Raw genomic sequence first — 25400 nt, forward strand, 5'->3', positions numbered from 1 at the left:
AAAGGAGATGAAAGTGTTTAAAAAAGACCGTTTTTCAATTCGTAAGATTAAGGGAGTTGTAGGTTCTGTATTTCTTGGAAGCCTTTTGATGGCTCCTTCTGTAGTGGATGCAGCTACCTATCACTATGTAGATAAAGAAGTTATTTCACAAGAAGCTAAAGATTTAATCAAGACAGGAAAACCTGATGGAAATGAAGTTGTATATGGTTTGGTGTATCAAAAAGACCAGCTGCCACAAACAGGGACAGAAGCATCTGTTTTGACAGCTTTTGGTTTGCTGACTGTTGGGAGCTTGCTTTTAATCTACAAGAGAAAGAAAATTGCCAGCGTCTTTTTAGTTGGAGCTATGGGATTGGTAGTTCTTCCTAGTGCAGGGGCTGTAGACCCAGTTGCGACCCTAGCACCGGCTAGTCGAGAGGGTGTTGTTGAAATGGAGGGCTATCGCTATGTTGGTTATCTATCAGGCGACATCCTCAAAACGCTTGGCTTGGACACTGTTTTAGAAGAAGCCTCAGCTAAACCTGGAGAGGGGACTGTGGTCGAAGTTGAGAATCCCCAAGTAACAACAAATCAGGAGCAAGCTAAGCCAAAAAACCAAGCAGTAGAGACAGAGGAAGCTCCAAAAGAAGAAGCACCTAAAACAGAAGAAAGTCCAAAGGAAGAACCAAAATCGGAGGTAAAACCTACTGACGACACCCTTCCTAAAGCAGAAGAGGGGAAAGAAGCTTCAGCAGAATCAGCTCCAGTTGAAGAAGTAAGTGGAGCAGTTGATTCAAAAATAGATGAACAAGCACCAGTCAAGCCAGAAAGTCAACCATCAGATAAACAAGCTGAGGAGCCAAAAGTTGAACCACCAGTAGAACAAGCAAAAGTCCCAGAACAACCCGTGCAACCTACACAACCGGAGCAACCAAGGATACCAAAAGATTCATCACAACAAGAAGATCCTAAAGAGGATAAGGTATCGGAAGAGACACCGAAACAAGAAGATAAACAGCCAGAAGTAGTAAAAACAAAAGATGAGGCTGCTAATCAACCTGTTGAAGAACCAAAAGTTGAAACGCCTGCTGTAGAAAAACAAACGGAACCAGCTGAGGAATCAAAAGTTGAACAAGTAGGTGAACCAGTTGTACCAAGAGAAGACGAAACGGCACCAATAGCACCAGTCGAGCCAGAAAAGCAACCAGAAGCTTCTAAAGAAGAGAAGACTGCGGAAGAAACACCGAAACAAGAAGAGTCAACTCCAGATACCAAGGCTGAAGAAACTGTAGAACATCAGGACGAAACACCAAAAGTAGAACATAAAACAACTCCTGAAGAAGGTGTGCTAAATGTAATAGAGATTAAGCCTGAAGTTATAGTAACTAAAGAGTCTGTGCCTTTTAAGACAATTGAGCAAGACGATGAGAATCTCACTAAGGGAGAAACAAAAGTTATTCGAGAAGGTGTGGCAGGTGAACGCACTATTTTAACTGAAGTCACTACTATTGATGGAAAACAGTCTAGTAAAGTATTAGAGGATACAATAACAACCAAGCCAGTAGATGAAATAAAAGGTATTGGTACTAAAGAACCAGTTGATAAAAGTGAGTTAAAGAATCAAATTGATAAAGCTAGTTCAGTTTCTCCTACTGATTATTCTACAGCAAGTTATGGTGCATTGACTCCTGTTTTAGAAACTGCAAAAGGTGTCTATGCTTCAGAGTCTGTAAAACAGCCTGAGGTAAATAGCGAGACAGATAAACTTAAAACGGCTATCGATGCTCTAAGTGTCGATAAAACTGAGTTAAACAAAACTATCGCTGACGCAAAATCAAAAACTAAAGAGCACTACAGTGATGCATCTTGGGCAAACCTTCAAGATGTATTAGCTGAAGCTGAAAAAGTTACAAACACCCCAGCTACTAAGCAAAGCGAAGTTGATCATGTTTATGAAAAACTTAAAGCTGCTGTCGCTGGTTTAACCACAGATAAGACCGAACTTGAAAAACAACTTCACCTTGCAAACGAAAAAACTCAAACTGACTACAGTGCTACATCTTGGAACGCTTTGGAAGAAGCGAAAACTGACGCTCAAACTGTAAAATACAACGACAAAGCTACTCAAGTTCAAATCGATGAAACTGCTAAAAAACTTAAAGCTGCTATTGATGCATTAAAAACTGATAAGACTGAACTGGAAAAACAACTTGCTGATGCTAACTCTAAGACAGAAGCTGATCATAGTCCTGCGACTTGGTCTGCATTAGAAGAAGCGAAAAAAACTGCTCAAGCCGTAGAAGATAACGCTACTGCTACTCAAACTCAAATCGATGAAGCCGCTAAGAACTTGAAAGCCGCTATTGATGCACTTAATGTTGATAAAACAAAATTACAAGAGCAAATAACAGTTGCTAATCAAAAACAAGAAACTGACTACAGTCCAAAAACTTGGAACAACTTCAAACAAGCCGAAATCAAAGCCAAAGAAATCAACGATCAAACTACTCCACTTCCTAAACAAAGTGAAATAGATGCGGCTACTAAAGCTCTTCAAGCCGCTATAAATGCTCTTGCCGTCGATAAGACTGCATTGCAAAATGCTATTAACACAGCTAACAGCAAACATAAAGAAGAATACACTACTCAAACATGGAAAGCTTTAGAAGATGCCCTTGTAGCAGCAAACCCTGTAAATTCAGATGAAGCTGCCACTCAAAGTAAAGTAGATGATGCTACTAGAAGATTACAAGAAGCTATCAAAAACTTAGTTCCATTGACTGAAAAACCAGTATTAAAATTTGTAAACACTGATAAGAAAGTATTAGAACGTGAAGCAATTGCTAAGTATTCTCTAGAAAACCAAAATAAAACAAAAATTAAATCAATTACAGCTACTCTGAAAAAAGGAGAAACAGTTGTTAGCACTGTAGAGCTTACAGGCGATGATGTAAATAATGAAACTATAGACGCAGCATTTAAAAACCTAGAGTATTACAAAGAATACACTCTATCTACAACTATGGTTTACGATAGAGGTAACGGTGATGTAACAGAAATCTTAGATAATCAACCAATCCAACTAGACCTTAAAAAAGTTGAGATTAAAGATATTAAAGAAACAAGATTGATGAAAGTGGATGAGAATGGAAATGAAACAGATAGTAGCCTTCTAGAAACTGTTCCAGAAAATCTAACGTCATATTATCTAAAAATTACCACTAATCATAATAAAGTAACAAGGCTTGCCATTACTAATATAGAGGAAGTAACTGAGGAGGAGACATCCCTATTTAAAGTTACTGCTTCAGCTCCTGATTTAATCCAACGTGATTCAAATAATAGCTTGAGTCAAACGTACACTTATTACATAGAGAAACCCAAAGCATCGCAAAATAACGTTTACTATAACTTCAAAGATTTAGTAGATGCTATGCAGAAAAATCCTAACGGTGAGTTTAAATTAGGAAAAAGTTTAGATGCACAGTATCTAGATGTTAGTAGTAAATCATATGTAACAGGTAATTTTAAGGGTACGCTCTCTAGTGATGGCGATAAGCACTATGCTATTTATAATTTGAAAAAGCCTTTATTTCATTTAATTGATAATGGTAAAGTGCAAAATATTAATTTTGAAAATGTGAATATCAATCTTCCGTCAGAAGATCATGTTTCTGTCATCAGTCATAAAATGCAAGGTGACCAGTCTCTTATTAAAGATGTTAAAGTAACGGGTAATATTACAGGTCGTAATCATGTGGCTGGATTTGTGAACTGGATAGAGCATGCTTCAAGACTTGAAAATATAGCTTTTATAGGTAATATCCATACAACTGGTAATGGTGCTAACTCCTATATGGGAGGTATTGCAGGCCGTATGTACGAAGGTATTATTGATAGAGCTTATGTCGATGCTAATCTTACAGGTAATCGTGTACGTGTTGGTGGAATTGTTGCCGTCATGGAACATAGAATAAATGGTGCTGGACGTGATAGATTTACAAAATTACGTAAGTCAGTTATGAAAGGTGTGATTAATTTATCAAACCCTGTTGAAGCTGGAGGTTTAATCAGTAAAAACTGGCCTTGGGGAAATGCTGATGACAATGTGAGTTACGCTAAGGTAGTAAAAGGTGAAATATTATATGGTTCTCCAGATATTAATGACAGTGATTTTGCATTTCCATATATTAAAAACAACTATAGTGTTTTAGGAGTTAGTGTCGGTAGTAAGTCATATACTTTATCCCATAATTTGAAAGAAATTTCCAAAGAAGATGCTGATAAACGTGTAGCTGGTTATGGCATTACTGCAAATTTGTTTGAGAGTGAAGAACTTCAAACAAATAGATTAAACAATATTGAAACTAAAGATAAAGAATATAAACTGATTCAAAACTACAAATCAGAATATGACCAAGCTTATAGAAATATTGCTAAACTTCAACCATTTTATAACAAAGACTGGATTGTAAATCAGGGTAATAAGTTAGAGCAGGATTCAAATCTTGTGAAGAAAGAAGTATTATCTGTTACAGGTATGAAGAATGGTCAATTTGTTACAGATTTATCTGATATTGATAAGATTATGATTCACTACGCTGATGGTATAAAGGAAGAAATGTCCGTGGCAGTCAATTCTGATTCTGGAGTAGCTCAAGTGAAAGAATATAATATAGTCGGTCAAAATATTGTTTACACACCAAACATGGTTGTTAAAGATCGTAGTGATCTGATGACTAAGGTTAAGGAAGCCTTGACTTCAGTAGAACTTCAGTCTGCGGGTGTCCGTTCGATCTTGGATAGACGTAATGACAGTAAAGATAAGAGTGCAAACACAGAGCAACGCCAAAATGGATATATTCGTGACTTCTATTTTGAGGAACATTTCCAAGAATTGAAGTCTAATATGGATACGATTGTCAAACATCTTGTGGAATCAGAAGATCATCAATTAAACATATCAGACGCAACTCAAAGAGCTCTTGTTAAGAAAGTTCAAGACAATAGCGCAAAAATTATGTTAGGTCTTGCTTACCTAAATCGATATTATGGTATCAATTTTGATGGTAAAACCATTAAAGACTTAATGATGTTTAAACCAGATTTTTATGGTAAAAATGTAGATGTCTTAGATAGACTGATTGAAATTGGTTCAAAAGAAAATACTTTAAAAGGTCATCGTACACATGATGCATTTAGAGAGGTATTGGCTAAGAACACGGTGTCTGGAAATCTTATTGACTTCTTACGATATAATATGAAGTTATTGACAGCCGACACAAATTTGAATGATTGGTTTATTCACTCCACTGAAGGTAAGGTTTATGTAGCAGAACGTCAGTCACGTGAAGAGGCTATTAAAACTGCTAAGTATCGTGCTTTTGACAATTTATCTCGCGGATACCATCAAAAGATGATTTTACCTCTCCTTAACCTTAAACAAACCCAAGCATTCTTGATATCGACCTACAATACTATATCATTTGGGACTGCTAATAAATACAATACCACACTGGATAAGTGGAAGGATAATATTAATTTGGCTGCAGACAGACAAATTAACTATCTTGATTTCTGGTATCGTTTAGCAACAGATGCGGTAAAAAATAAGCTTGTCAAAGATATTGTAACTCCAGTATGGGAAGGTTACCAAGTTTGGGGTCATAAATGGGGGCAATGGATGGATAAATATGGTAAGTTCGAAGATGGAACAGGCATTTATCCACCTACTCGTGAGCTTTATGGTCCTGTCGGTGAGCATTACGGTCCTAATGGAGCTGTTGCTGGGGCATATGCTACATATTATGATGACAAGAATGATACTCGAGCTAAAGTTGTATTTGTTATGTCTGATATGATTAGTGAATATGGTGCGTCTGCATTTACGCATGAGACTACTCATATAAATGACCGCGTAGCTTACTATGGAGGATACACGCATCGTGAAGGAACATTCTTAGAAGCCTTTGCTCAAGGCATGTTACAGTCCCCAGCAGAACATGGACACCAAGGTGAATACGGCGCACTTGGATTAAATATGGCATTTGAACGTTCAAATGATGGTAATCAATGGTACAACTATAACCCTAATAAGCTTCAATCACGAGAAGCTATTGATAAATATATGAAGAACTATAATGAAGCTCTGATGATGTTAGATTCTCTTGAAGCTGAAGCTGTCTTACCAAAATTACAAGGTAACAATGATAGCTGGTTCAAGAAAATGGATAAACAAATGCGTAAGGACGGACAACCTCACCAGTTTGACAAAATTCGCGATTTAAATGACACTGAGAAAGCACTTCAATTAAATAACATTAATGATTTAATTGATAATAATTTCATTACCAAACATGGTGCTCCTGGAAATAACACATACGATCCATCTGATTTTAGAACTGCTTATGTGAATATAAATATGATGACTGGTATCTATGGTGGTAATACCAGTGATGGTGCTCCTGGGGCTGCATCATTTAAACATAATGCATTTCGTATGTGGGGATATTTCGGATACGAAAATGGATTCATCGGATATGTTTCTAATAAATATAAATCCGAAGCCAATAAAGCAAGTCAAACTCTAAGTGATAAATTTATTATTGATAAAGTTTCTGGTGGTAAATTTAAAACTCTTGAAGACTGGAAAAAAACTTGGTATGAGGAAGTTCTTACAAAAGCTCAAAGAGGATTCACAGAAATTAATATTGACGGTGAAAACATCTCTTCATATAGTAGACTACAAGCATTATTCAATGCAGCTGTGACTAAAGATTTACAGGAGTTAAATGACCCTAAAATTAAAGACAAATATACAAATACTGTAAATCTTAAAGCTAAAGTGTACAAAGCATTACTTAAAAACACAGACGGTTTCTCTGGTGATCTATTTACTGCACCACAAGCATAGGGATGAATAAAATCGTAAAAAGGTAGATCAGCTTTGTCTGTATCTGCCTTTTTATGCTATACTTAAGCTATGCATAGAAAAACAGTGATTGATTTTAGGGCTTTGGGGGAGAGATACATCTTTACCCAGCCTATCAAAGAGTTAAAAACGAGAGATTTAGCGGAAGTAACAGCCTTGCTGGCACAAGTGGAAAGCTACCAAGAGCAGGGCTACTATGTGGTGGGTTATGTCAGCTATGAGGCTGCACCTGCTTTTGAGGAGAAATTAGCAGTTCATAAAGCTCCTTTACTGGCAGAGTATCTGCTATATTTTACCGTTCATGATAGGGTAGAAACATCCCCTATTCCTCTGATTTATGATGAGGTTGATTTGCCTTCAAATTGGCAGGAAGTAACGTCTGCAACAGACTATGAAAAGGCGATTGCCCAGATTCACTATCATTTGCGGCAGGGAGACACCTATCAGGTCAACTACACTGTCCAACTCAAGCAGGAGTTGTCTGCCAATCCTTTTGCTATCTACAATCGTATGGTGGTAGAGCAGGAGGCGGGCTACAATGCCTATGTGGAACATGACGAGATGGCAGTGATTTCCATGAGTCCAGAGCTCTTTTTTGAGCAGAATGACCGCGAGTTGACAACGCGCCCAATGAAGGGAACGACTCAGCGTGGGGTAACTGACCAAGAAGATCTTGAACAGGCTAGTTGGCTGGAGCAGGATCCCAAAAATCGCTCTGAAAACATGATGATTGTGGACCTCTTGCGCAACGATATGAATCGTATTTCTGAGGTGGGGAGTGAGCACGTGGAGCGTCTTTGCCAAGTAGAACAGTATTCAACGGTTTGGCAGATGACTTCGACCATCAAGAGTCAATTGCGAGAGGATGTGGACCTTGTTGAAATTTTTCGCTCTCTCTTTCCTTGTGGATCCATAACGGGCGCACCGAAAATTGCGACTATGGAGATTATCAAGGACTTGGAGCCACAACCGCGCGGAGTCTACTGTGGAACGATTGGTCTCTTGCTTCCAAATGGACGACGGATTTTTAATGTTGCTATCCGTACTATTCAACTTCACAAAGGTCAAGCCATCTATGGAGTTGGCGGAGGTATTACATGGGATAGCACTTGGGAATCTGAATATCGTGAGGTTCATCAAAAGGCTGCTGTGCTTTATCGGAAACAAGCTCTTTTCCAAATAATTACAACTGGAAAAATCAGCCAAAAACAACTGCTGTTTGAAGAACAACATCTGGAAAGACTGAGAAAAGCTAGTCGGTATTTTGCCTTTCCATTTGATTCAGAAAACTTGAAACAAAAGATAGAGGAAGAGTGTCAGGATTGTGACATTGATCAAGACTACCGCTTGCGAATTAGCCTTAGCAAGTCTGGAGAGATAGAAGTCGATCGTCAAGTATTGGAACCTCTCAGTCCAACCTTCTGCCATGCCCAACTCTGCCTGCAGGAAGCCAATTTGCAACAAGCATTTACCTATTTTAAAACAAGCCACCGACCGCATTTGAGCCTAGGGGAACAAGAGAAGATATACCACAATAAGTCAGGAGAGCTACTTGAAACCTCTATTGGAAATTTGGTTCTGAAAATCGCTGGAAAACTCTACACACCGCCTATCAGACTTGGTATCTTGCCAGGAATTTACCGTCAGTATTTACTAGAAACAGGACAAGTAGAAGAGAAAGTCTTGACCTTGACAGACTTAGCCCAAGTTGAGGCTATATATGGCTGTAATGCAGTGAGAGGCTTGTATGAACTAAGACTTGAGGAGAATTAGATGAAACTGATATTTTTGCATGGGTTAGGGCAGTCCGGAGAGAGTTGGAAAGAAGTTCGGAATCTACTGACAGATTATTCTTCTGAGGCTATCGAGTTATTTCCTTCTGGAGTTGGCAGCTATCAAAAAGCCAAGGAGCGAGTTTATCAGCAACTAGCTCAAGAGATAGAACCTTTTGTTTTGATTGGATTGTCCTTAGGTGCTGCCCTGGCACTAGAACTTTCCAGTTACGATTTACCAAATCTTCGAGCTTTGGTTTTATCAGGATGCCCGCTTAAATTAGCAGGGAATATCCTATTTTATCTTCAGTTGCTGATTTTTAAACTACTTCCCAAAAGACTATTTGAAAAACAGGGGGCAGACAAGACTTTTATAATAGGTATTTCCAAAGAATTGAAGACACTTGATTTAACGGATATAGCAGGGATTTGCCCCTATCCAACCTTACTAATTTGTGGCAGCAAAGATAAACCGAATCTTAGTTCTATGAGAAGTCTTCATAAACTAATATCAGAATCCCAATTTCAGATTATCCCAGACGGCTCTCATGTCTTGAATAAGGAAAAACCAAAGGAGTTTGTAGAAAATACCAGAAGTTTCCTTGAATTGCTGAAATAAGTTTGATAAAATAATATTGAAATCGATAACATTCCTATAGGAGAAAGTAATGAACAAACGTCTATTTTTTAAAATGAGTTTGGCGACGTTGTCAGTTTTAGCCTTATTTTCACAACCAGTTTTAGCAGAGGAAAATATTCATTTTTCTAGTTGTAAAGAAGCTTGGGCGAATGGATACGCAGATATTCACAAGGGAGAACCTGGGTATTCTGCCAGGTTAGACCGCGATCATGATGGTGTGGCTTGTGAATTGAAAAATGCCCCTAAGGGTGCCTTTAAAGCAAAACAAGAGACTACAACCCAAACTGATACAAGTTCAGCAACAACAAGTGGCTGGGTTAAGCAGGATGGTGCTTGGTACTACTTTGATGGAAATGGCAATCCAGTGAAAAATGCATGGCAGGGAAGCTATTACCTGAAATCAGATGGTAAAATGGCACAGAGTGAATGGATTTATGACTCTTCTTATCAAGCTTGGTATTATTTGAAATCAGATGGTTCATATGCTCGCAATGCATGGCAAGGAGCTTACTACCTGAAGTCAAACGGTAAAATGGCACAAGGTGAGTGGGTTTATGACTCTTCTTATCAAGCCTGGTATTACTTGAAATCAGATGGTTCATACGCTCGCAATGCATGGCAAGGAAACTACTATTTGAAATCAGATGGCAAAATGGCTAAGAATGAGCGAGTTGATGGAGGCCGCTACTATGTAGATGCCTCAGGTCTCTGGAAACCATAAATTAGATAAAATTTAGAAAGTTAATGCAAACCTTTGCATAAATGAGTGAATTTTGTTATACTAGTACTGTAAGCATTTTCAATTAATTCATAATGAAAAAGGAGAATATGATGAGTCAAAAGATTATTGGGATTGACCTTGGTGGAACTTCTATCAAATTTGCAATCTTAACAACAGCAGGAGAAATCCAAGAAAAATGGTCTATCAAGACTAACATTTTGGATGAGGGAAGTCATATCGTTGATGATATGATTGAGTCTATTCAACATCGTTTGGATTTGCTTGGATTGGCAGCAGCAGACTTCCAAGGTATCGGAATGGGATCACCAGGTGTGGTTGACCGTGAAAAAGGGACTGTTATCGGTGCCTACAACCTCAACTGGAAAACCCTTCAACCAATCAAAGAAAAGATTGAAAAAGCCTTGGGCATTCCATTTTTCATCGATAATGATGCCAACGTGGCAGCTCTTGGTGAGCGCTGGATGGGTGCTGGTGATAACCAACCAGATGTTGTCTTTATGACACTCGGTACTGGTGTTGGTGGCGGTATCGTTGCAGAAGGCAAATTGCTTCACGGTGTTGCTGGTGCAGCAGGTGAGCTTGGCCACATCACTGTTGACTTTGACCAACCAATTGCATGTACTTGCGGTAAGAAAGGTTGCCTTGAGACAGTTGCTTCAGCAACAGGGATTGTCAACTTGACTCGTCGCTATGCGGATGAATACGAAGGCGATGCAGCTTTGAAACGCTTGATTGATAACGGAGAAGAAGTAACTGCTAAGACTGTCTTTGACCTTGCAAAAGAAGGAGACGACCTTGCTTTAATCGTTTACCGTAACTTCTCACGTTACTTGGGAATCGCTTGTGCTAACATTGGTTCAATCCTAAACCCATCAACAATCGTTATCGGTGGTGGTGTATCAGCTGCGGGAGAATTCCTTCTACAAGGTGTTCAAAAAGTCTACGATGAAAATAGTTTCCCACAAGTACGCACATCTACTAAATTAGCTCTTGCAACTCTAGGAAATGACGCTGGAGTTATCGGAGCAGCATCACTTGTATTGCAATAAGATAAAGAAGGAGAAAATTGCTTTCTAAAAGCGAGTGATTTTCCTCCTTTCTTTTTTTATGCTATACTAGTTAGGACAATAAATGAGGTGAGAGTAAATGACAAAAGCAGATACGATTTTTAAAGAGAATATTGAACGAATCCTCAAAGACGGTGTCTTTTCTGAGCAGGCCCGTCCCAAGTACAAGGATGGGACTGTTGCCAACTCTAAATATGTAACGGGTGCATTTGCTGAGTATGACTTGGCAAAAGGAGAATTTCCTATCACAACCTTGCGTCCCATTGCCATCAAATCCGCCATCAAAGAAGTTCTCTGGATCTACCAAGACCAGTCCAATAGCCTAGAAGTGCTGAATAGCAAATACAATGTTCACTACTGGAATGATTGGGAAGTGGGAAATACAGGAACCATCGGTGAGCGCTATGGTGCCGTTGTTAAGAAACACGACATTATCAATAAGCTTCTTAAACAGTTGGAAGCCAATCCTTGGAACCGCCGCAATATCATCTCCCTCTGGGATTACCAAGCTTTCGAAGAAACAGATGGGCTGCTCCCATGCGCTTTTCAGACCATGTTTGATGTCCGTCGTGTTGATGGGGAAATCTATCTGGATGCGACCTTGACCCAGCGTTCGAATGACATGCTGGTGGCCCACCACATCAACGCTATGCAGTACGTGGCTCTTCAAATGATGATTGCCAAGCATTTTGGCTGGAAGGTTGGGAAGTTCTTCTATTTTATCAACAACCTCCATATCTATGACAATCAATTTGAACAAGCTCAGGAATTGCTTCGTCGTGAGCCGTCAAACTGCCAACCACGTTTGGTCTTGAATGTTCCAGATGGGACCAATTTCTTTGATATCAAAGCAGAAGATTTTGAGTTGGTGGATTATGACCCTGTCAAGCCACAGTTGAAGTTTGATCTAGCTATTTAATACTCTTCGAAAATCTCTTCAAACCACGTCAGCGTCGCTTCATCAACAACCTCAAAACAGTGTTTTGAGCTTACTACGTCAGTCTTATCTACAACCTCAAAACGGTGTTTTGAGCAACCTGCGGCCAGTTTCCTAGTTTGCTCTTTGATTTTCATTGAGTATAAAAGAATAGAAAAAAGAAGTTGAGAAAATAACTCCCAACTTCTTTTGTTTCTTAACGTGATACGCGACGTCGAGCTGCTTTTTTACGGTTTTCTTCGATGAAAGCTGCTTTTTGCTCTTCTGGTTCGATTACTTTCTTTTTAAATGCGTATACTGCACCTGCAACGGCAGCGACAGTTCCTGCGACACCTGTTACAAGACCTTTAGCGAATCCTTTAGTCATGAGTCTTCCTCCTTTATCTTCTTAATCAGCCAGCCTCCTCAAGAGGTCACATTTTTCTGACTGACCTTTTTGTGTTATAATAATAGTAACGAAAAAATGGGAATTTTTCAAGGAAAAAAGATGAAAACAAAAATAATTGTGATTGTTGGACCGACTGCAGTTGGAAAGACGGCTCTAGCCATTGAAGTGGCCAAGCGTTTTAATGGCGAAGTGGTTAGTGGAGATAGCCAGCAAGTCTATCGAGGTCTGGATATTGGAACGGCTAAGGCTAGTCTAGAAGAGCAGGCAACTGTTCCTCATCATTTAATCGATGTTAGAGAGGTAACCGAGTCTTACTCGGCTTTTGATTTTGTTTCAGAAGCTAAGATGGCTATTGAGGATATTCACAGCCGTGGCAAGCTTGCTATTATCGCTGGTGGAACAGGACTTTATATCCAGAGTTTGCTAGAAGGTTATCACCTGGGTGGGGAGACTCCCCATGAAGAGATTTTGACCTATCGGGCTAGTTTGGAGCCTTATACAGATGAGGAATTAGCTCATCTGGTGGCGCAAGCAGGTCTTGAGATTCCCCAGTTTAATCGTCGTCGTGCTATGCGTGCCTTGGAAATTGCTCATTTTGGTCAGGATTTGGAAAATCAAGAGAGTCTATATGAACCGCTGATTATCTGCTTGGATGATGAGCGCAGTCAATTATATGAACGAATCAATCATCGAGTGGATTTGATGTTTGAGGCTGGGCTTTTGGATGAGGCCAAGTGGCTTTTTGACCATTACCCTGATGTGCAGGCTGCTAAAGGAATTGGTTACAAGGAACTCTTTCCTTATTTCCGTGGAGAGCAGAGTTTGGAGGAAGCTAGTGAGAGCCTCAAACAGGCGACCCGTCGTTTTGCCAAGCGTCAGTTGACCTGGTTCCGTAATCGCATGCAGGTCACCTTTTATCAGATTGGAGAAGCTGGTGTGCAAGACCGAATTTTAAGCCAGATAGAGGAGTTTTTAGATGATTGAAACGGAGAAAAAAGAGGAACGGGTCCTGCTCATTGGTGTAGAATTGCAGGGCATGGACAATTTTGATCTCTCTATGGAAGAATTGGCCAGTCTAGCTAAGACAGCTGGGGCAGTCGTTGTAGATAGCTACAGACAAAAACGTGAAAAGTATGATTCTAAGACCTTCGTCGGCTCTGGTAAGTTGGAAGAAATTGCCCTCATGGTGGATGCAGAAGAAATCACCACTGTCATCGTCAACAACCGTCTGACCCCAAGGCAAAATGTCAATCTAGAAGAAGTTCTGGGTGTTAAGGTCATTGACCGTATGCAGTTGATTTTGGATATCTTTGCCATGCGAGCTCGAAGCCATGAAGGGAAGCTCCAAGTTCACCTAGCCCAGCTCAAATACCTCTTGCCTCGCTTGGTTGGTCAGGGAATTATGCTCAGCCGTCAGGCAGGGGGAATTGGTTCCCGTGGTCCTGGTGAAAGCCAGCTGGAGTTGAACCGTCGTAGTGTTCGCAATCAAATCACGGATATCGAGCGCCAACTCAAGGTGGTTGAGAAAAATCGGGCCACAATCAGAGAAAAACGTCTGGAGTCCAGCACCTTTAAGATTGGTTTGATTGGTTACACCAATGCTGGGAAGTCAACTATTATGAACACCTTGACCAGTAAAACCCAGTATGAGGCTGACGAGCTCTTTGCGACTCTGGACGCGACGACTAAGAGTATCCATCTGGGGGGCAATCTTCAAGTAACTTTGACAGATACCGTGGGCTTTATCCAAGATTTGCCGACAGAGTTGGTGTCCAGTTTTAAGTCGACCTTGGAAGAAAGCAAGCATGTGGACCTTCTGGTTCATGTTATCGATGCCAGCAATCCTTACCATGAGGAGCATGAAAAAACGGTTCTGTCTATTATGAAAGACTTAGATATGGAAGATATTCCTCGCCTGACCCTCTATAATAAAGCGGATTTGGTGGAAGATTTCACGCCTACCCAAACGCCTTATGCCCTCATTTCTGCCAAGTCTGAGGATAGTCGTGAGAATTTGCAGGCTTTGTTTTTAGAGAAAATCAAGGATATTTTCGAACCCTTTACCCTGCGAGTGCCTTTTTCAAAGTCCTACAAGATTCATGATTTAGAAAGTGTTGCGATTCTTGAAGATCGTGACTACCAAGATGATGGAGAAGTGATTACAGGCTACATTTCTGAGAAAAATAAATGGAGGTTAGAGGAATTTTATGACTGATATTAAAACGTTGGCTCTAAAATATGGGGGCTATACAAATCTGGACAAGGTCTATCTGGATCAGCTTCTAGCTGGCAAGACAGAGCAGGAGCAGTTGACACTTATCACACCTCCGCCAAGTGTGGTCAATGCCTACTTTGCAGAGCTATACCAGAAAAAGAGTCCTGAGACTGCGATGAATTATTTTGCAGAAGTCAGTCAGGAACTGAATCTCTACAATGCTGAACCTAGTTTCACTCTTGAAAACAAACCTTTTATTCGCCTTAACCTGTCTGGTAAATCCTTTGGTTTTTGCTATGAGAGTGAGGGTCTGGGTCGGATTTTCTCTGAAAATGAAAAGGTAATCTCAGATGACTTGCTTTTTGAAATTGCGCAAATTTTCCCCCATCAACTGGTCTTTGAGGAGTCTGGCAAGATTTACATGAAGGCTGTTGGAGATGAGGAAGTTGTTAGCATGGAGAGTCTAACAGCTTTGACTGATTTGGAAAGCTTGGCTGATGGTCGCAAGCGTCTTAAAGGATACAGCCAAGAGGAGCTATTACAAGAAGCTACTGCTTTTTCTGGCAAGCGCTATTTCCGATCGGAAAACCGCACAGCCATGTTATATATTGATTAATTAGGAAGTATCGAATGGATATTCAATTTTTAGGAACGGGGGCTGGCCAGCCCTCTAAAGCCCGCAACGTTTCAAGTCTCGCCCTGAAACTTTTGGACGAGATTAACGAAGTCTGGCTCTTTGACTGTGGAGAAGGTACGCAAAATCGCATTCTGGAAACCACAATTAGACCACGTAAGGTCAGCAAAATCTTTATCACTCACTTGCATGGAGACCACATTTTTGGTCTGCCAGGTTTCCTTTCTAGCCGTGCCTTTCAGGCCAATGAAGAGCAGACAGATTTGGAAATCTATGGACCGCAAGGGATTAAGTCCTTTGTCTTAACCAGTCTTCGTGTGTCCGGTTCGCGCCTGCCTTACCGTATTCATTTTCATGAGTTTGACCAAGATTCTTTAGGAAAAATCCTTGAAACCGATAAATTCACGGTGTATGCAGAGGAGCTGGATCATACTATTTTCTGTGTTGGCTATCGTGTCATGCAAAAGGACCTAGAAGGTACCTTGGATGCTGAAAAGCTCAAGGCTGCTGGCGTCCCATTTGGCCCACTTTTTGGAAAAATCAAAAACGGTCAGAACGTTGTTCTCGAAGATGGGACTGAAATCAAGGCAGCTGACTATATCTCAGCGCCACGTCCAGGTAAGATTATCACTATTCTTGGTGACACCCGAAAAACTAGTGCCAGTGTGCGTCTGGCTGTTAATGCCGATGTCCTTGTCCATGAATCCACTTATGGCAAGGGTGATGAAAAAATTGCTCGTAACCATGGCCACTCTACTAACATGCAAGCTGCACAAGTAGCGGTAGAAGCAGGTGCCAAACGCCTCTTGCTCAACCATATCAGTGCCCGTTTTCTCTCAAAAGATATCAGCAAACTCAAGAAAGACGCTGCTAGTGTTTTTGAAAATGTCCATGTGGTCAAAGACTTGGAAGAAGTGGAAATCTAAAAGCTTGAGAAAGGATAAGTATGTCTACTATTCTCATTACCGGAGCTAGCGGTGGTCTAGCCCAAGAAATGGTCAAACTCCTGCCCAATGACCAACTCATCTTGCTTGGTCGAAATAAGGAAAAATTAGTCCAAATCTACAGAAATCATCCCTGTGCAGAATTGATTGAAATCGATATTACCGATGATTCAGCCTTAGAAACTCTGGTAACTGACCTCTATCTCCGCTATGGCAAGATTGATGTCTTGATTAACAACGCTGGTTACGGGATTTTTGAGGAATTTGACCAGATTTCCGACCAAGATATTCATCAGATGTTCGAGGTCAATACCTTTGCCCTAATGAATCTGTCTCGTCGCCTTGCGGCTCGAATGAAGGAAAGTCGAAAAGGCCATATCATCAATATTGTTAGCATGGCAGGTTTGATCGCTACTGGCAAGTCTAGTCTCTACTCAGCGACCAAGTTTGCGGCCATTGGTTTTTCAAATGCTCTGCGCCTCGAACTCATGTCCTATGGTGTTTATGTAACGACGGTTAATCCAGGACCAATCCGAACAGGATTTTTTGACCAAGCCGACCCAGATGGTACCTATCTTAAGTCGGTTGAACGCTTCCTGCTAGAGTCAGATGCAGTGGCTAAAAAGATTGTCAAGATTATAGGAAAAAACAAACGAGAACTCAATCTACCGATGTTGTTGAACCTAGCCCATAAGTTTTATACCCTCTTTCCTAAGCTAGCTGATAAGTTGGCAGGGGAGACTTTTAATTATAAGTAAAAAGAACCAATATGCAGGTTGTTGCTAGCCTACATATTGGTTCTTATCATTTATCAACTATCAAACTGGACTTCTTCTAGTAGATAGTCGATAAAGCGTTCGCCCATCTTAGATAGGCTGGTTTTCTCATGCTGGATATAGACCAGTTCAATTGGGTCATCAATATCCAGTGGGATAGAAACGATATTGTCTCCGTTGAGGTTGCTGTTCAAAATCCCTGTTGCAATGGTATATCCATCCAAACCAATCAAGAGATTAAAGAGGGTAGCACGGTCGCTGACTACGATGGATTTCTTGTGGTGTTCTTGGGAAAGAATCTCTTCTGAAAAGTAGAAGGAGTTGTGCGTCCCTTGGTCATAGCTGAGATAAGGGAAGTTTTCCAAATCAGATAGTTTGACCTTGTCTTTCTTTGCCAGAGGATTGGTCTTGCTGACAAAGATATGCGGTTGTGCTGTGAAGAGATGGTGAGCCAGCAGATGATTGTCATCCAGCATCTTGGTTAAAACATCACGGTTGTAGCTGTTCAAAAATAGGACACCGACCTCACTACGGAAGTTCTTGACGTCATCGATAATTTCCCAAGTACGAGTTTCACGAAGGAAGAGTTCGTATTTTTCCATATCGCTTTTCTTGAGTAGCGATACAAAGGCATTGACCACAAAGGCATAGTGTTGAGACGAAACGCTAAAGAGTTCACGGTGGGCGACAGGATTTTTATAGCGTTCCTCCAGAAGCTGAGTTTGCTCGACAACCTGACGGGCATAAGAGAGAAACTCCATTCCATCACGGGTCAGGGTAATGCCCTTGGGATTGCGGATAAAGATTTCAATACCCATTTCATTTTCCAAATCTCTCACAGCATTGGAAAGACTCGGCTGAGTGATAAAGAGTTGCTTGGCTGCCTCATTCATGGAGCCAGTTTCGACGATTTTGATAATATAATGTAATTGTTGAATTCTCATGTTTTTATTGTACCACACTTGCGTCAGAATCGCCAAGGAAGATAGGAAAATCAAGGTATTGTGTGAGTCTCTTCTTGAAAAAAACACAAAAATTTGCTAGAATGAGTCTTATGAAAACATTCTATGATGTGCAGCAATTCCTCAAACGATTTGGTATTATTGTTTATATGGGAAAACGCTTATATGATATTGAACTGATGAAGTTGGAACTCTCTCGGATTTACGATGCAGGGCTGATGGACAAACTGGATTATCTGGAAGCGGAAGCGGTTCTTCGCAGAGAGCACAAGGTAGAATTGGATTATATTGAGAAAAATGGAGAAAAGAACTAATGGTTACTTGGATTTTGTGGGCACTTATACTGGCAATGTTGGCGTGGATGGGCTTTAACTATCTTCGTATTCGCCGTGCGGCTAAAATTGTGGATAATGAGGAATTTGAAGCCTTGATTCGTACAGGTCAATTGATTGATTTGCGTGATCCAGCAGAATTCCACAGAAAACATATCCTTGGTGCCCGTAATATTCCTTCAAGTCAGTTGAAGACTAGTCTTGCAGCCCTGCGTAAAGACAAACCTGTCCTTCTCTACGAAAACCAACGTGCGCAACGTGTCACAAATGCGGCCCTTTACTTGAAAAAACAAGGTTTTTCTGAGATTTATATCCTTTCTTATGGTTTGGATTCTTGGAAAGGGAAAGTGAAGACTAGCTAACATTCTGTAAAAATCTGTCGAATGATAGATAAAGCTAGCATTTTATGGTATCATCATTTATATTAATTTTAAGGAGATTTTATAATATGAATTCACAAGAAAAGAAAAAACCTTCACTTATTTTAGGTATCTTATCTATCGTCCTTGGTTTGCTTTCTCCAATAGTGAGTCTGATTTTGGGGATCATAGGATTGGTTTTGGCTTTTTCATACCAAAAAGAATCTGGACTGGACTATAAAACAGAAAAAATTCTCAACATCGTAGGACTTGTAGTTTCTGTTCTTAACTGGATTCTAACAATCGCAGTAGTTTTTAGATAAGCAAAAAACAAAAAAGCTTTAGTTTTAAAGCTTTTTTTATTTTATCGACTCATCTCTAAATAGTTTTTAATGATTTGTAACTCTTTTTGGTTCAAAGGGAGGTAGTTACCTTCTGCTAAATCTGGGTTCAATGTAAAGTCCCCAAATTGGATTCTCTTGAGGCTAGTCACCTTAACACCAACCGAGAGGAACATTTTCTTGATTTGATGAAATTTTCCTTCTGAAATGGTGATAGAGGCTTGACTGAGGGAGGGACTTGCAGATAGAATCTCTAGTTTTGCGGGTTTACAGACAGTACCATCTAAAAAGACAATTCCCTTTTGAAAGGCTTGGATATGGTCAGGTGTTAGAAGTCCATTAACCTGGACTTGGTAAGTCTTATCGACATGATATTGGGGATGGAGGAGCTGAAAGCCCAAGGGACCGTTATCGGTCAAGAGGAGGAGTCCCGTTGTATCTCGGTCCAGTCGGCCAACGGCATAGAGCTTGTCAGACTGGATGTCAGATGGAAGCAGATCCATGACGGTCGGAAGTTCCTTGTCTTTGTTGGCTGTAACGACACCAGCAGGTTTATGAAGCATAAGATAGGTGTGTTCATAGCCTTGAATGATTCGATCCTGAAAAAGGAGTTCTTGTAGTCCTGTATCGATATTTTGAGCTAGGGATCGGGCTGGGCAACCATCGACTAGAATTTCCCCTTTTAGTAAGGCTTGTTTCATGGCCTTTCGGCTGATTTTTTCTTGAGCTAATAAATTATCTAAACGCATACTGTGCCTATCTTATCATAAGTCGCTTGCTTTGAAAAGGCTTGACGTGAAAAGAAAAGCATAGTGAAAACATTTACACTTGCTTGAGTTATGTTATTTACTTGAAATTATGGTATAATCGTTCAGTTAGAAAATAAATTTTGAATATTATAGAGGAAATCATGACAAAATTAAGAGAAGATATCCGTAACATTGCGATTATCGCCCACGTTGACCACGGTAAAACAACCCTCGTTGACGAATTATTGAAACAGTCAGAAACGCTTGATGCACGTACTGAATTGGCAGAGCGTGCTATGGACTCAAACGATATCGAAAAAGAGCGTGGAATTACCATCCTTGCTAAAAATACAGCCGTTGCCTACAACGGAACTCGTATTAACATCATGGACACACCAGGACACGCGGACTTTGGTGGAGAAGTTGAGCGTATCATGAAAATGGTTGACGGTGTTGTTTTGGTCGTAGATGCCTACGAAGGAACAATGCCACAGACTCGTTTCGTATTGAAAAAAGCTTTGGAACAAGACCTTGTCCCAATCGTGGTTGTTAACAAAATCGACAAACCATCAGCTCGTCCAGCAGAAGTAGTGGACGAAGTCTTGGAACTGTTCATCGAGCTTGGTGCTGATGACGACCAGCTTGACTTCCCAGTGGTGTATGCTTCAGCTATCAACGGGACTTCTTCATTGTCAGATGATCCAGCTGACCAGGAAGCTACTATGGCACCAATCTTTGACACGATTATCGACCATATCCCAGCTCCAGTAGATAACTCAGATGAGCCTTTGCAGTTCCAAGTATCACTTTTGGACTACAATGACTTCGTTGGTCGTATCGGTATCGGTCGTGTCTTCCGTGGTACTGTTAAGGTTGGGGACCAAGTTACCCTTTCTAAACTTGACGGCACAACTAAAAACTTCCGTGTTACAAAACTCTTCGGTTTCTTTGGTTTGGAACGTCGTGAAATCCAAGAAGCAAAAGCAGGTGATTTGATTGCCGTTTCTGGTATGGAAGATATCTTTGTCGGTGAAACTATCACTCCGACAGATGCAGTTGAAGCTCTTCCAATCCTACACATCGATGAGCCAACTCTTCAAATGACTTTCTTGGTTAACAACTCACCATTTGCTGGTAAAGAAGGTAAATGGGTAACTTCTCGTAAGGTAGAAGAACGCCTGCAGGCAGAATTGCAAACAGACGTTTCCCTTCGTGTTGACCCAACTGATTCACCAGATAAATGGACTGTTTCAGGACGTGGAGAATTGCACTTGTCAATCCTTATCGAAACAATGCGTCGTGAGGGATATGAACTTCAAGTATCTCGTCCAGAAGTTATCGTAAAAGAAATCGACGGTGTTAAATGTGAGCCATTTGAGCGTGTACAAATCGACACTCCAGAAGAATACCAAGGGTCTGTTATCCAAAGCCTTTCTGAACGTAAGGGTGAAATGTTGGATATGATTTCAACTGGTAATGGTCAAACTCGTTTGGTCTTCCTTGTTCCAGCGCGTGGTTTGATTGGATACTCAACTGAGTTCTTGTCAATGACTCGTGGTTACGGTATCATGAACCATACCTTTGACCAATACTTGCCATTGATTCCAGGTGAAATTGGTGGTCGTCACCGTGGTGCCCTTGTTTCTATCGATGCTGGTAAGGCTACAACATACTCCATCATGTCTATCGAAGAACGTGGTACGATCTTTGTCAACCCAGGTACTGAGGTTTATGAAGGAATGATCATCGGTGAAAACTCTCGTGAAAATGACTTGACAGTTAACATCACTAAGGCAAAACAAATGACTAACGTTCGTTCAGCTACTAAGGACCAAACAGCTGTTATCAAGACACCTCGTATCTTGACACTTGAAGAGTCTCTTGAGTTCTTGAACGACGATGAGTACATGGAAGTAACGCCTGAGTCTATCCGTTTGCGTAAACAAATCCTTAACAAAGCAGAGCGTGAGAAAGCTAACAAGAAGAAAAAATCAGCTGAATAAGAGCTAGAAAGAGAGAAAGATGGTCTATTTAGTCCTAGGGATTTTACTGCTCCTACTCTATGTATTTGCGACACCAGAAAGCATTAAAGGGACAGTCAATATCGTCGCTATGGTATGTATTTTAGTGGCACTCTTAATTTTGTTGGCTCTATCTTTTCTGAAAATTTTTCAATTACCAACAGAAATGTTCCTAGCAATAGCCATGTTAATCCTAGCTTACTTTAGTGTGAGAGACATCACACTCATGCCAGTCAAAAAAAGTAAAAGAAGATAAAAAGAGAGTTTCGGCTCTCTTTTTTTGGTAGGAATTTTACAATAGTTTGAATTGTTTTTTACTATAACATCATCTCTTTTGCTTGGATAATATGAATGGGAAAAACTGGAATAAAATTCGTTAATGACATCTATTTTTTAGGAAGTTGTAAAACTTCATTACTGATAATATCTTAGTAAAATATGTTGATAGATTAGATAGAAAGTGATATACTTAAGTTATAAGAAACCGATTTCAAAATAAGAAAGGATTAAATTTATACTCAATGAAANNCATATATAATCCAAGGCGACGTTGACGCGGTTTGAAGAGATTTTTGAAGAGTATTGTTGTCTTGGTGCTCAGGGTGTGATGGATTAAACTAGGAAAATAATTCTAAGAATTTATAAAAGATAAAATCTTTTTCTATAGGGTTATTCTCTTATACAAGGAGTCTACTATGAAGAAACTATTCATATTATTATCAACTTTTTTTCTCAGCTTCTTCCTTGCTTGGATTATTGTCTTACGTGCGCCACAATATTTATATGCAAGCTATGATTCCGTTTCCTTACTTCGTGTCAAAAAAGAGGCTCAGGAACCGACTCGTGAGGTATTTGAACAGGAATTGGAGAATTTTGTAAACTCAGAACAGAGTTTAATAGCTAGAAGAATTGTAGAGCCGAGTAAGGATGGGACGACTCACTTTACTTATGCAACTTATGGTCAGGGAACTTTACCAAAAGAATTCCAAGAAGCTAGTCAAGAAAGTCGTGAACGTAGTGATCCGCTAAATAGTTATCTCCTTTTGTCAGGCTCCTTGACGAAAGAAAAGCTTGCCGATAAATTAGGAGATTTGGGTTATAAAGCAATTGCTGACCGAAAGACACCTCCCTATTCTCTTGCTTTTCGAATGTTACTAAATCCCCTTATTTTAATTAGTTTAGCAATATTTGGCTTATCTTTCTTTGCTTTAGTGATTATCACTCGGATTAAGGAAATGAGAGCAGCAGGTATAAAACTCTTTTCTGGTCAGACTCTCTTATCCATTATGGGGCATTCTTTATCTACTGATATTAAGTGGCTCCTTCTATCAGCCCTCCTTTCCTTCCTAGGTGGGGGAGTCGTTCTTTTTAGTCAAGGTTTGTTTTATCCTATCTTGTTAGCCACCTATGGTTTTGGGATTAGTTTCTATCTGTTGTTTTTATTGGGTATTTCAATTTTACTAATGCTTCTTTATCTAATGAGTTTGAGTTACAAAGCATTAGTTCCCGTTATTAAGGGAAGATTACCCCTCAAACGCTTGATGATTTTAACCCTATTGTGTCAGTTGGTTGCTGTCTTTACAGTGGGCTACGCTGTTAAGACAGGTTTGACGTCTTACCAACGATTGAAAGAACTTGAAATTTCAAAACAAGCATGGCATGACAGAGTAGACTATTATCAAATTTCTTTTGGCTTAGGTGACAGAGTAAATGATACAGAAAATCAGAATAAGTGGTATGCCTTTGCCAAGGAAGCAATCGAAGAAGAACAGGCTCTATTTGTAAAAGATAATCTCATTCATTTTGCAAATCCTCAAGGAAAAAATGAAAACGGAGAGACACTGGATACCTATAGTCCAGATGCTAATGTTCTCTATGTCAGTCCAAGTTATTTAGACAAGGAAAATGTGGCTGTAAATGATGAGACTAGACAGAAACTAGCTCATCTTCAAAAAGGGGAATTTGGACTCTTATTACCAGAATCTCTTCGTTCACAGGAAGCAGAACTTAAGAAAGTTTTTGAAGAACGTTTGAACTATTACGGAAAATCAAGTGAGGAGGCAAGTGCTCCTTTAGAGTATGAAATGAGAGCGATTGTTAGCTATCTTCCAACTGGAGAAAAGCGATTTGTTTATAATAACGGTGAAAGCCCAGTATCCATTCAGTACTTAACCGATCCGATTTTAGTTGTATTTACTCCAACATCTACAGGTGATAGTTTCATTTCAAAATATGTTTGGTCTATCAATGCTGGAAAACAACTCTTTATCAAAGGATATGAGAGTGGGCTAGAACTCTTGAAGAAAGCTGGAATTTATGAGCAAGTATCCTATCTTAAAGAAGGAAGAAGTGTTTATCTAACTCGTTATAATGAAGTGCAAACTGAAACAGCAACTTTAATCCTAGGAGCTATTGTGGGGATAGCTAGTTCCTTGTTACTCTTTTATTCTGTCAATCTTCTATATTTCGAGCAATTCCGTCGAGATATCTTGATTAAACGAATTTCAGGTTTACGATTTTTTGAAACACATGCTCAGTATATGGTTAGCCAATTTGCCAGTTTTGTATTTGGTGCTAGTTTCTTTATTTTAAGCAGTCGAGACTTGGTGATTGGCTTGCTCACTTTATTAGTCTTTCTAGCTAGTGCAGTTTTGACGCTTTACCGTCAAGCTCATAAAGAATCGCGTGTTTCTATGACAATTATGAAAGGAAAATAGGATGATTGAACTAAAGAATATATCTAAAAAATTTGGAAGCCGTCAGCTATTTTCAGATACGAATCTTCATTTTGAAGGTGGGAAAATTTATGCCTTAATTGGTACAAGTGGCTGTGGTAAGACAACACTCTTGAATATGATTGGACGATTAGAGCCATATGACAAAGGACAAATCATCTATGATGGCACTTCTCTTAAAGACATCAAGCCTTCTGTTTTCTTTAGAGATTACTTAGGATACCTATTTCAAGATTTTGGCTTAATTGAAAGCCAAACCGTCAAAGAGAATCTCAATCTGGGTTTAGTTGGTAAAAAGTTGAAAGAGAAAGAGAAAATCTCTTTGATGAAACAAGCTCTAAACCGTGTAAACCTCTCTTATTTGGATTTAAAGCAACCTATCTTTGAATTATCAGGAGGAGAAGCACAACGTGTTGCACTAGCGAAGATAATTTTAAAGGATCCACCTTTGATCCTGGCAGATGAACCAACCGCTTCGCTAGACCCCAAAAACTCTGAGGAATTACTTTCTATCCTAGAATCTTTAAAAAATCCGAATCGAACCATTATTATTGCGACCCACAATCCTCTGATTTGGGAGCAAGTGGATCAAGTTATTCGAGTTACCGATTTATCAAATAGATGATATGGTAAGATTCATACTCAATGAAAATCAAAAAGCAAACTAGGAAGCTAGCCGCAGGCTGCTCAAAGCACTGCTTTGAGGTTGTAGATGAAACTGACGAAGTCAGTAACCATATATACGGCAAGGCGAAGCTGACGTGGTTTGAAGAGATTTTCGAAGAGTATCAGTTAGAAGAAAGAGTCACAAACACACTTTGTGGCTTTTTTATTTCCATAAAAATGGTAAAATAGTAGGAGTAGAAATGGAGTTTG

At 39.8% G+C, this 25400-nt stretch carries 23 protein-coding genes; 19 read left to right on the top strand and 4 right to left on the bottom strand.

Going from position 1 to position 25400, the window contains the following annotated elements; translation table 11 throughout:
• Positions 1 to 13: 13 nt before the first annotated feature.
• From HT696_RS04005 to HT696_RS04030, 6 genes are all read left to right on the top strand, one after another.
• Positions 14 to 6892, top strand: a complete 6879-nt coding sequence (locus tag HT696_RS04005) for a ZmpA/ZmpB/ZmpC family metallo-endopeptidase (protein WP_173282919.1) — start codon at positions 14 to 16, stop codon at positions 6890 to 6892.
• Positions 6893 to 6961: 69 nt separating this feature from the next.
• Positions 6962 to 8683 carry an aminodeoxychorismate synthase component I gene (pabB, locus tag HT696_RS04010; protein ID WP_173213824.1) on the top strand — a complete coding sequence of 574 codons (1722 nt, stop codon included), beginning with the start codon at positions 6962 to 6964 and terminating at the stop codon, positions 8681 to 8683.
• A complete protein-coding gene (locus HT696_RS04015) occupies positions 8684 to 9301 on the top strand; it encodes an alpha/beta hydrolase (RefSeq protein WP_164226712.1) in 618 nt (205 codons plus the stop codon). It abuts the gene before it with no gap.
• Between the two features lie 49 nt (positions 9302 to 9350).
• Positions 9351 to 10043 (top strand): excalibur calcium-binding domain-containing protein, encoded by a 693-nt coding sequence (locus HT696_RS04020; RefSeq protein WP_173213822.1) that lies wholly within the window; start codon positions 9351 to 9353, stop codon positions 10041 to 10043.
• A 110-nt stretch (positions 10044 to 10153) separates the two neighbouring features.
• Positions 10154 to 11113 carry an ROK family glucokinase gene (locus HT696_RS04025; protein WP_033684051.1) on the top strand — a complete coding sequence of 320 codons (960 nt, stop codon included), beginning with the start codon at positions 10154 to 10156 and terminating at the stop codon, positions 11111 to 11113.
• A 97-nt stretch (positions 11114 to 11210) separates the two neighbouring features.
• The gene (locus tag HT696_RS04030; RefSeq protein WP_173229551.1) at positions 11211 to 12050 is read left to right on the top strand and encodes a thymidylate synthase; all 840 of its coding nucleotides are present in this window, start codon (positions 11211 to 11213) and stop codon (positions 12048 to 12050) included.
• On the opposite strand, the gene HT696_RS10690 is transcribed toward HT696_RS04030, so the two are convergent.
• Both HT696_RS10690 and HT696_RS04035 read right to left on the bottom strand, forming a co-directional pair.
• Positions 12047 to 12205 carry a chlorohydrolase gene (locus HT696_RS10690; RefSeq protein ID WP_240149583.1) on the bottom strand — a complete coding sequence of 53 codons (159 nt, stop codon included), beginning with the start codon at positions 12203 to 12205 and terminating at the stop codon, positions 12047 to 12049. The two genes, HT696_RS04030 and HT696_RS10690, sit on opposite strands and share 4 nt — an antisense overlap.
• Positions 12206 to 12264: 59 nt before the next feature.
• Complete coding sequence (locus HT696_RS04035; RefSeq protein ID WP_173213818.1) at positions 12265 to 12435, bottom strand: DUF3042 family protein; 171 nt, start codon at positions 12433 to 12435, stop codon at positions 12265 to 12267.
• A 120-nt stretch (positions 12436 to 12555) separates the two neighbouring features.
• Here HT696_RS04035 and miaA point away from each other — a divergent pair, with 120 nt between their 5' ends.
• The 5 genes from miaA to HT696_RS04060 are packed head-to-tail and all read left to right on the top strand — an operon-like array spanning position 12556 to position 17007.
• Positions 12556 to 13440 carry a tRNA (adenosine(37)-N6)-dimethylallyltransferase MiaA gene (gene miaA, locus HT696_RS04040; RefSeq protein ID WP_173213816.1) on the top strand — a complete coding sequence of 295 codons (885 nt, stop codon included), beginning with the start codon at positions 12556 to 12558 and terminating at the stop codon, positions 13438 to 13440.
• Positions 13433 to 14671: a GTPase HflX gene (gene hflX / locus HT696_RS04045; RefSeq protein ID WP_173213813.1), complete on the top strand. Its 1239-nt coding sequence runs from the start codon at positions 13433 to 13435 to the stop codon at positions 14669 to 14671. The genes miaA and hflX overlap by 8 nt, the downstream gene beginning before the upstream one ends.
• Complete coding sequence (locus HT696_RS04050) at positions 14664 to 15287, top strand: cystathionine beta-lyase (protein ID WP_173283360.1); 624 nt, start codon at positions 14664 to 14666, stop codon at positions 15285 to 15287. The genes hflX and HT696_RS04050 overlap by 8 nt, the downstream gene beginning before the upstream one ends.
• A 14-nt stretch (positions 15288 to 15301) precedes the next feature.
• Positions 15302 to 16231: a ribonuclease Z gene (gene rnz, locus HT696_RS04055; RefSeq protein WP_173213809.1), complete on the top strand. Its 930-nt coding sequence runs from the start codon at positions 15302 to 15304 to the stop codon at positions 16229 to 16231.
• Positions 16232 to 16251: 20 nt separating this feature from the next.
• On the top strand, positions 16252 to 17007 hold the full coding sequence (locus HT696_RS04060; protein ID WP_173213807.1) for an SDR family oxidoreductase: 756 nt from the start codon (positions 16252 to 16254) through the stop codon (positions 17005 to 17007).
• Positions 17008 to 17060: 53 nt separating this feature from the next.
• On the opposite strand, the gene HT696_RS04065 is transcribed toward HT696_RS04060, so the two are convergent.
• A complete protein-coding gene (locus tag HT696_RS04065) occupies positions 17061 to 17969 on the bottom strand; it encodes a LysR family transcriptional regulator (RefSeq protein ID WP_001222592.1) in 909 nt (302 codons plus the stop codon).
• Positions 17970 to 18031: 62 nt separating this feature from the next.
• Between HT696_RS04065 and HT696_RS04070 the strand changes: the two genes are divergently transcribed.
• The 3 genes from HT696_RS04070 to HT696_RS04080 all read left to right on the top strand — a co-directional run bounded on the left by HT696_RS04070 (position 18032) and on the right by HT696_RS04080 (position 19001).
• On the top strand, positions 18032 to 18301 hold the full coding sequence (locus tag HT696_RS04070; RefSeq protein ID WP_033689072.1) for a YqgQ family protein: 270 nt from the start codon (positions 18032 to 18034) through the stop codon (positions 18299 to 18301).
• On the top strand, positions 18301 to 18681 hold the full coding sequence (locus HT696_RS04075; protein ID WP_000259256.1) for a rhodanese-like domain-containing protein: 381 nt from the start codon (positions 18301 to 18303) through the stop codon (positions 18679 to 18681). Before HT696_RS04070 ends, HT696_RS04075 begins: the two co-directional genes overlap by 1 nt.
• An 86-nt stretch (positions 18682 to 18767) precedes the next feature.
• Positions 18768 to 19001 carry a hypothetical protein gene (locus tag HT696_RS04080; protein ID WP_001088017.1) on the top strand — a complete coding sequence of 78 codons (234 nt, stop codon included), beginning with the start codon at positions 18768 to 18770 and terminating at the stop codon, positions 18999 to 19001.
• Between the two features lie 41 nt (positions 19002 to 19042).
• Here the strand turns inward: HT696_RS04080 and HT696_RS04085 are convergent, their stop codons facing one another.
• Positions 19043 to 19768: a pseudouridine synthase gene (locus HT696_RS04085; protein ID WP_101514390.1), complete on the bottom strand. Its 726-nt coding sequence runs from the start codon at positions 19766 to 19768 to the stop codon at positions 19043 to 19045.
• Between the two features lie 161 nt (positions 19769 to 19929).
• Between HT696_RS04085 and typA the strand changes: the two genes are divergently transcribed.
• From typA to HT696_RS10695, 5 genes are all read left to right on the top strand, one after another.
• The gene (gene typA, locus HT696_RS04090) at positions 19930 to 21771 is read left to right on the top strand and encodes a translational GTPase TypA (RefSeq protein WP_000164111.1); all 1842 of its coding nucleotides are present in this window, start codon (positions 19930 to 19932) and stop codon (positions 21769 to 21771) included.
• Between the two features lie 19 nt (positions 21772 to 21790).
• Positions 21791 to 22045, top strand: a complete 255-nt coding sequence (locus tag HT696_RS04095) for a DUF3165 family protein (RefSeq protein WP_050253188.1) — start codon at positions 21791 to 21793, stop codon at positions 22043 to 22045.
• 439 nt (positions 22046 to 22484) lie between these two features.
• Positions 22485 to 24506, top strand: a complete 2022-nt coding sequence (locus HT696_RS04100; RefSeq protein ID WP_173217701.1) for a bacteriocin-associated integral membrane family protein — start codon at positions 22485 to 22487, stop codon at positions 24504 to 24506.
• A 1-nt stretch (position 24507) separates the two neighbouring features.
• Positions 24508 to 25149 carry an ABC transporter ATP-binding protein gene (locus HT696_RS04105; RefSeq protein WP_000571284.1) on the top strand — a complete coding sequence of 214 codons (642 nt, stop codon included), beginning with the start codon at positions 24508 to 24510 and terminating at the stop codon, positions 25147 to 25149.
• A 20-nt stretch (positions 25150 to 25169) separates the two neighbouring features.
• A complete protein-coding gene (locus tag HT696_RS10695) occupies positions 25170 to 25379 on the top strand; it encodes a hypothetical protein (protein WP_049524124.1) in 210 nt (69 codons plus the stop codon).
• Positions 25380 to 25400: the final 21 nt, after the last annotated feature.

This window comes from Streptococcus sp. 9903, from assembly GCF_013276625.1.
Classification (GTDB): domain Bacteria; phylum Bacillota; class Bacilli; order Lactobacillales; family Streptococcaceae; genus Streptococcus.